General features: G+C 47.2%; 3 protein-coding genes and 3 tRNA genes. 2 read left to right on the top strand and 4 right to left on the bottom strand.

From position 1 onward, the window contains the following. Positions 1–186: 186 nt before the first annotated feature. From KG631_RS11360 to KG631_RS11345, 4 genes are all read right to left on the bottom strand, one after another. Positions 187–2,112, bottom strand: a complete 1,926-nt coding sequence (locus tag KG631_RS11360; protein WP_213999837.1) for a GGDEF domain-containing protein — start codon at positions 2,110–2,112, stop codon at positions 187–189. A gap of 149 nt (positions 2,113–2,261) precedes the next feature. Continuing rightward, positions 2,262–2,338 (bottom strand) — tRNA-Asn (locus KG631_RS11355). 24 nt (positions 2,339–2,362) lie between these two features. After that, positions 2,363–2,439, bottom strand: a tRNA-Asn gene (locus tag KG631_RS11350). 25 nt (positions 2,440–2,464) lie between these two features. Beyond that, positions 2,465–2,541 (bottom strand) — tRNA-Asn (locus KG631_RS11345). 555 nt (positions 2,542–3,096) lie between these two features. Between KG631_RS11345 and KG631_RS11340 the strand changes: the two genes are divergently transcribed. Then, positions 3,097–4,455, top strand: coding sequence for an MATE family efflux transporter (locus tag KG631_RS11340; protein ID WP_213999836.1), 1,359 nt, complete (start codon positions 3,097–3,099; stop codon positions 4,453–4,455). Then, positions 4,452–6,455, top strand: coding sequence for an excinuclease ABC subunit UvrB (gene uvrB, locus KG631_RS11335; protein ID WP_213999835.1), 2,004 nt, complete (start codon positions 4,452–4,454; stop codon positions 6,453–6,455). The genes KG631_RS11340 and uvrB overlap by 4 nt, the downstream gene beginning before the upstream one ends. Positions 6,456–6,565: the final 110 nt, after the last annotated feature.

The raw sequence follows: 6,565 nt of genomic DNA, 5'->3' as shown, positions 1-6,565 counted from the left end.
TTCAGTCATAGTTGGGCTTAGGTAGTTGCGCTCAGACACTTAACAGGCGGGTATTATGCAATGATGTCTAAGTGGTTACAACCAAACAAACTGTAGGGTTATTACGCCAGCCCCTTACAGTGTCAGGTTTTCATGGCAGTTAACCGGGCCGGTATAACCAGGTTAACTGCCACTAACTAGCCGTAGTTAAATCGGTGCCGGTTTACCGACATAGTAACCCTGGTTACCATCGATAAACAACGACTCCAGCATGTGCTTCTCTTCCTGCGTTTCAACGCTTTCAGCGAATACACCTACACCAATCCGGTGCGCCAGATCGATCATTAAGCGCATAAAATATTGGTTATTTTTATCTTCATCAATTCTGCGGGTGTAACTGCCGTCCATTTTGACGAAGTCTGGTTTTAAATCTCGGAAGAACTTAAACGAGGTAATACCCACGCCGAATTTTTCTACCGTAATACGGGCACCGGCACGGTGGACCATATCGATAAAGCGCTTACTGGTTTTCAGGTTTTGCTGCAAACCAAACTCCGATACTTCAAAAATCAGTTTTGCTGCAATATGGGCATCTTTCAACAAGCGGCGTTCCAGCCAGATAACAAATTGATCATCATGGACACAGCGCGGTGACAAGTTTAAACCGAAATACTGATCCTGCAAATTGCGGTTTTTGATGGTGGTTAATGCCGTTTCGATAATTAACCGGTCGACGGCAATGATTTTATCCAGTTTTTCCGCCATCGCTAAAAACGATGCAGTTGGCAGTACTTGATTTTCCTGAGTTTTAAACCGTACCAGAATTTCAGAATAAGCTTTGGCAGAGCGGTTTGACGGTTGGATAAGTTGGGTTAGTAACGCGATCCGGTTATTATTTAACACGTCTTCAATCACATTGCGCCAGTTCTGATTGCCATAACCACTGCTGGCCATCTCCAGACCGGCCGAGTCTTTTTGTAAATGCCAGGCGTTGGTCTGCTTGGTTTGCGCCAGGCTGATCGACGTATCGGCAACGGCCAGCAACTCCCCCAGTGCTTTGCCACTTTCGTAAGTTACCAGACCGGTATAGGCGATTGAATCGAGCTCGGCATTTTTCTGGTATTCGTTAAAGCGGCTTTGCAGTTGCAGAGCAAAGTTCTCGGCTTCTTTCGGCGTTATGCGGGGCAGGAGAATGCCAAAATCAGAGCTGTTTAAGCGGAATATTCGGGCGTCTTTGTAAGCGTCGGCCACTTTGCGCACAATATTAGCGACATCTTTAATGTATTGATCGCCTTCCTGATAACCGCGGGTCTGATTCAGGCTCTGTAACTCGGTACAGCGGGTAATTGCAAACACCCCAAAGTCAGTTTCCTTGGATACTTTACAATGGTCTTCATAATACTGGACGAATCGGTTGCGATTGGGCAGGTCGGTTACCGGATCTTTATACGCTTCTTCTGCTATCTGATAAGCCGCAGTGGTCATCTCACTGTATTGTTTTTTGCTATAATTGGCCAGTTTTTGTAAAGCAACATTAATGTCCGAAAACTCAGGTGGAATATTGTTCCAATTTGGCTCAGCTTTTTGCGGGTCCTGAATAAAGCCATCAATCAGTTGGTTAACGGCTTTAGATGTTTTGCGGTAACTACGGTTAATACTGCTTTTAGCAATAATAACGGTTAACCAGCCAATGATAAAAGGGGCTAACAGCAGGATAAAACCCAGTTGTTGCAGGGGGGCCAGCATCGGCTTGTGATTAAGTTGATAGCTAAGCTGAATACCGTGTTCTTCACTTCGCAGCAAGACCGGCCTGAACTGGCTGCCAGCCGTTTGCAGTGCCCACATTGCGGCAGTAGTAGCAGAGCGGGCACTATTCTGTTCGTGTAAAACCGTGCCATCAAGCTGGCTAATGCGTAGGCTTTGTAAATCAAAACTCCGGTCTAATTGCCTGCTAAGTACTTTGGCATCGCCTGAAAGATGATGGGCTAAAATTTGTTCAATGGTATTACGCGCATTCCGTTCGCGAATCTCCACCAGTTGTTGACTGTATATTACCAGAGCTGACACGGTAACCGCTGCCAGTAATATTGCAGTAAGCAATTGTGCCATTAATAAGGTTTTAAATATCTTCATAAGCCCTGACCACCAAACATAATTTGCTTCCTTGTCTAACGCTTAATATAGTTTAGTCAAAAAGAATAGAAAGCTAATTAAATCAAAAAAATACCGAGAAAGGAATAAATAACGACAGACAGCAGGAAAAACAGCTGAGAAGCAGCTTGTGGCTCCCCAAGTTGGACTCGAACCAACGACCTACGGATTAACAGTCCGCCGCTCTAACCAGCTGAGCTATTGGGGAAAAGTAAAATATTGATCAAGCGGTTGGCTCCCCAAGTTGGACTCGAACCAACGACCTACGGATTAACAGTCCGCCGCTCTAACCAGCTGAGCTATTGGGGAAATGTAGAACAATTGTTGCTGCTGTTGGCTCCCCAAGTTGGACTCGAACCAACGACCTACGGATTAACAGTCCGCCGCTCTAACCAGCTGAGCTATTGGGGAACAGCATTCAACGGGGCGCAATACTAATGCCAGCTATGGACCCTGTCAACACTTTGCTGCTCAGTTTTGCCTATGTCTGGTTTACTTGCATATTGTTTAAGCAAATACCGGTTATTTTGGTGATAACAATGCCAAAATAACCGATTATTTTTAGCCGTAATAAGTCAATATATCGTTCCGTAGTTGCTGCCAGAGCAGGTGGTTGCAGGCTTCACAAAAGTTACCCACAGAAGTTGTGGATAAGTCTGTGTGTTACTCTGTATTTGGCGTGGCTAAGCCTTGTATTCTCTGCCTTTCAAGGGGGTCAAGCTGCAAAGTGAAAAATATAATACCTATATAAAACAATAAGATGAGAAAATAGCAGCAAAAACTGGTTTCCCTTAAAGTAATCCAAACTGGCATAAAATAAGCAGGGGCCGAATTGTGAACTATTTGTCGCAGCCGCACGTTTATTGCGGCAGATTTTCATTAATGCCACGCTTTTTAAGGCTTTACCATGGTATGGATCAGTGCTTTTCACTACAATAGCGGCTTATTGTTCAGCAGGCCGGATGTATGAGTAACCAGGCGTCGCCCGCCAATCAGATTTTACAGGGTAATATCAGCAGTACTTTGCGCAGTATGACAGTGCCAGTGTTAGCCGGCATGTTAACGTTAATGACTTTTAATCTGGTCGACACCTTCTTTATCAGTATGCTGGGTACCACACCGCTTGCGGCTATCAGCTTTACATTTCCGGTTACCTTTACCGTAATAAGTCTGGCCATTGGCCTGAGTATTGGCACCTCGGCTATTATTGCCAAAGCGCTGGGAGCGGGCCATAACAAAGAAGCTCAGGCGGATTCACTAGCTGCTTTATGGTTGGCAACTTATTTAGTATTGGCATTAAGTCTGCTGGGTATGGCGCTGATTAATCCGATGTTCCGCCTGCTGGGGGCGGGCGACGAGACTTTAGGTTATATTCAGGACTATATGTTTATCTGGTTTGCCGGTGCAGTATTGCTGGTCATGCCGATGGTGGGCAATGCGGTTCTCAGGGCCTCTGGTGATACTAAAACCCCCAGTTTGATTATGGCCTCTGGTGGAGTCGTTAACGCTATCTTAGACCCGGTGTTTATCTTTGGCCTTGGCCCGGTGCCGGCGATGGGCATGCAGGGCGCTGCTCTGGCGTCTGTTCTGGCATGGACGCTCGGTTGTGGTCTGATTATCTGGTTGTTGTTTAAACGCGGTTTGTTAATTTCGGTATGGCAACCCTTTACTATTGCGCTACCGATTTATCGTAAAATTCTGCGAATTGGCATGCCTGCGGCAGGCGCAAATATGCTGACGCCCTTAGCCATGGCGATTTTGACCGCCATTATGGCCAGTTACGGCGCTGCTGCTGTTGCAGCATTTGGTGTCGGGGCCAGGTTGGAAAGTCTGGCATCCTTGGTGGTGCTGGCATTATCAATGACGTTGCCACCTTTTATCAGCCAGAATTTTGGTGCCGACAAGTTACAGCGGGTGCAACAGGCGTATAAGCTGACCACGTTTTTTATTATCCGCTGGCAATTTGCCGTCTATTTGTTACTTGCGGTACTGGCCTGGCCCATTGCCGCGATGTTTACTGAGGACCCGGATGTGGCGCGCTATATTCGTTGGTTTTTGTGGATAGTGCCGCTGGCTTATGGTTTGCAGGGCATCACGATATTAACGAACTCGTCGTTTAATGCCTTACATTTACCGGCTAATGCCTTGTGGCTTAGTTTAATCCGCTTATTTGTATTTTATGTTCCGCTCGCCTGGGCTGGCGGGAAGCTATTTGGGGTAGTTGGCGTGTTTGCCGGTTGTGTTATTGCCAATATTTTTACTGCGGCCATTGCCTATAGTTGGTTTAACCGGGTCAGCTTATTTAAATTAAAGGAGTCCGCATGACCCGTCCATTTGAATTGGTTTCAGACTACCAGCCTGCAGGAGATCAACCGGAAGCGATTACTAAACTGGTTGATGGCCTGGAAGCCGGGCTGGCTCACCAGACATTACTTGGGGTAACCGGTTCGGGTAAAACCTTTACCATGGCCAATGTGATTGCCAGAGTAAACCGGCCAACTCTGATTATGGCGCATAACAAAACCCTGGCAGCCCAGCTGTATGGTGAGATGAAAGAGTTCTTTCCTCACAATTCAGTTGAATATTTTGTTTCATATTATGACTACTATCAGCCGGAAGCCTATGTGCCTTCGACCGACACCTTTATTGAAAAAGATGCCTCAATTAATGAGCATATCGAGCAAATGCGCCTGTCGGCCACTAAAGCGCTGATGGAGCGGCGTGATGTGGTGATTATTGCCTCGGTGTCAGCGATTTATGGTCTGGGTGACCCTGAATCTTATATGAAGATGTTACTGCATTTAAAAGTGGGTGACATTGTTGATCAGCGTTTTATTCTGCGCCGGCTGGCTGAACTGCAATACAGCCGCAATGATATTGAGTTTCAGCGTGCTACCTATCGGGTCAGGGGCGATGTGATTGATATTTTTCCGGCAGAATCGGACGAGCTGGCGGTAAGAGTTGAGTTGTTTGACGAAGAAATTGAACGGATCAGTATTTTTGACCCGCTCACCGGTGCGGTAGAGCAGACTGTAACCCGTTATACGATTTATCCGAAAACCCACTATGTTACGCCGCGGGAGAAAATTCTGGCTGCGGTTGAAAATATCAAAACCGAACTGGCGTCCCGCCGCGCCGATTTACTCAGTGATAATAAGTTGCTGGAAGAGCAGCGTATTGCTCAGCGCACCCAGTTCGATATTGAGATGATGGTGGAACTGGGTTATTGCTCAGGCATTGAGAACTATTCCCGCTATTTGTCGGGCCGGGCCAATGGCGAGCCACCACCAACCCTGCTGGATTACTTCCCGGCTGATGGCCTGATGTTTATTGATGAGTCACATGTCACTGTTTCGCAAATTGGCGCCATGTATAAAGGCGATCGCTCACGCAAGGAAAATCTGGTTAATTATGGTTTTAGGCTGCCATCGGCACTGGATAACCGGCCGTTAAAATTCGATGAGTTTGAAGCAATTGCGCCGCAGCGGATATATGTTTCGGCCACTCCAGCCAAGTATGAGCTGGAAAAATCGGGTGGTGAAGTTATCGAGCAGGTGGTAAGGCCTACCGGTTTGGTTGACCCGGTTATTGAAATACGACCGGTTGCTACCCAGGTTGATGACTTAATGTCAGAGGCGCTGCAGCGGGCCAACGTGAGTGAGCGGGTACTGGTCACCACCCTGACCAAAAAGATGGCGGAAGATTTAACCGAATATCTGAACGACCATCAGATCCGGGTGCGTTACCTGCATTCAGATATTGATACCGTGGAACGAATGGAGATTATCCGGGATTTACGCCTGGGTGTATTTGACGTGTTGGTGGGGATTAATTTACTGCGTGAAGGTCTGGATATCCCCGAGGTGTCGCTGGTTGCTATTCTCGACGCCGATAAAGAAGGTTTTTTGCGCTCTGACCGCTCGCTAATTCAGACCATGGGTCGGGCCGCCCGAAACCTGAAAGGTAAAGCGATTTTGTACGCTGACCGGATAACCGGCTCAATGCAGCGTGCCATTGATGAGACAGAGCGGCGGCGCGCCAAACAAATTGCCCACAATTTAAAACAGGGTATCGAGCCCACGGCAATTCGCAAAAAGATATCGGATGTGATGGATTTAGGTCAGGCCCCCACAGCACCAACTGCGCTGCGTAAAGTGGCCGAGCAGGTTAAGCTGATTAAAGGCAAAACACCTTACCAGCTACAGGCACAAATGAAGCAACTGGAGCAGAAGATGCTGCAGCATGCTAAAGATCTGGAGTTTGAACAGGCGGCAGCCCTGCGGGACGAATTGCATCAGTTAAAGCAGGCATTACTGGAAATTTAATCGTCAGCTAAAAAACTTGCTGTTAAGCTCGGGCTTTTGATGTTTAATAAGCTTCACTGGTCAGATGTGATTGGCCGCCATTAATGGCAGGTCAGTTATTGTTGCCTTGG

It is taken from the genome of Arsukibacterium sp., from assembly GCF_018402695.1.
GTDB lineage: Bacteria > Pseudomonadota > Gammaproteobacteria > Enterobacterales > Alteromonadaceae > Alishewanella.
Note: the sequence above shows the minus strand (reverse complement) of the source record. Positions and strands in the feature narration are given on the sequence as shown.

Coding starts and splice junctions, on each gene's coding strand:
- KG631_RS11360 (WP_213999837.1), bottom strand. CDS start 2,112: ATGAAGATATTTAAAACCTTATTAATGGCACAATTGCTTACTGCAATA.
- KG631_RS11340 (WP_213999836.1), top strand. CDS start 3,097: ATGAGTAACCAGGCGTCGCCCGCCAATCAGATTTTACAGGGTAATATC.
- uvrB (WP_213999835.1), top strand. CDS start 4,452: ATGACCCGTCCATTTGAATTGGTTTCAGACTACCAGCCTGCAGGAGAT.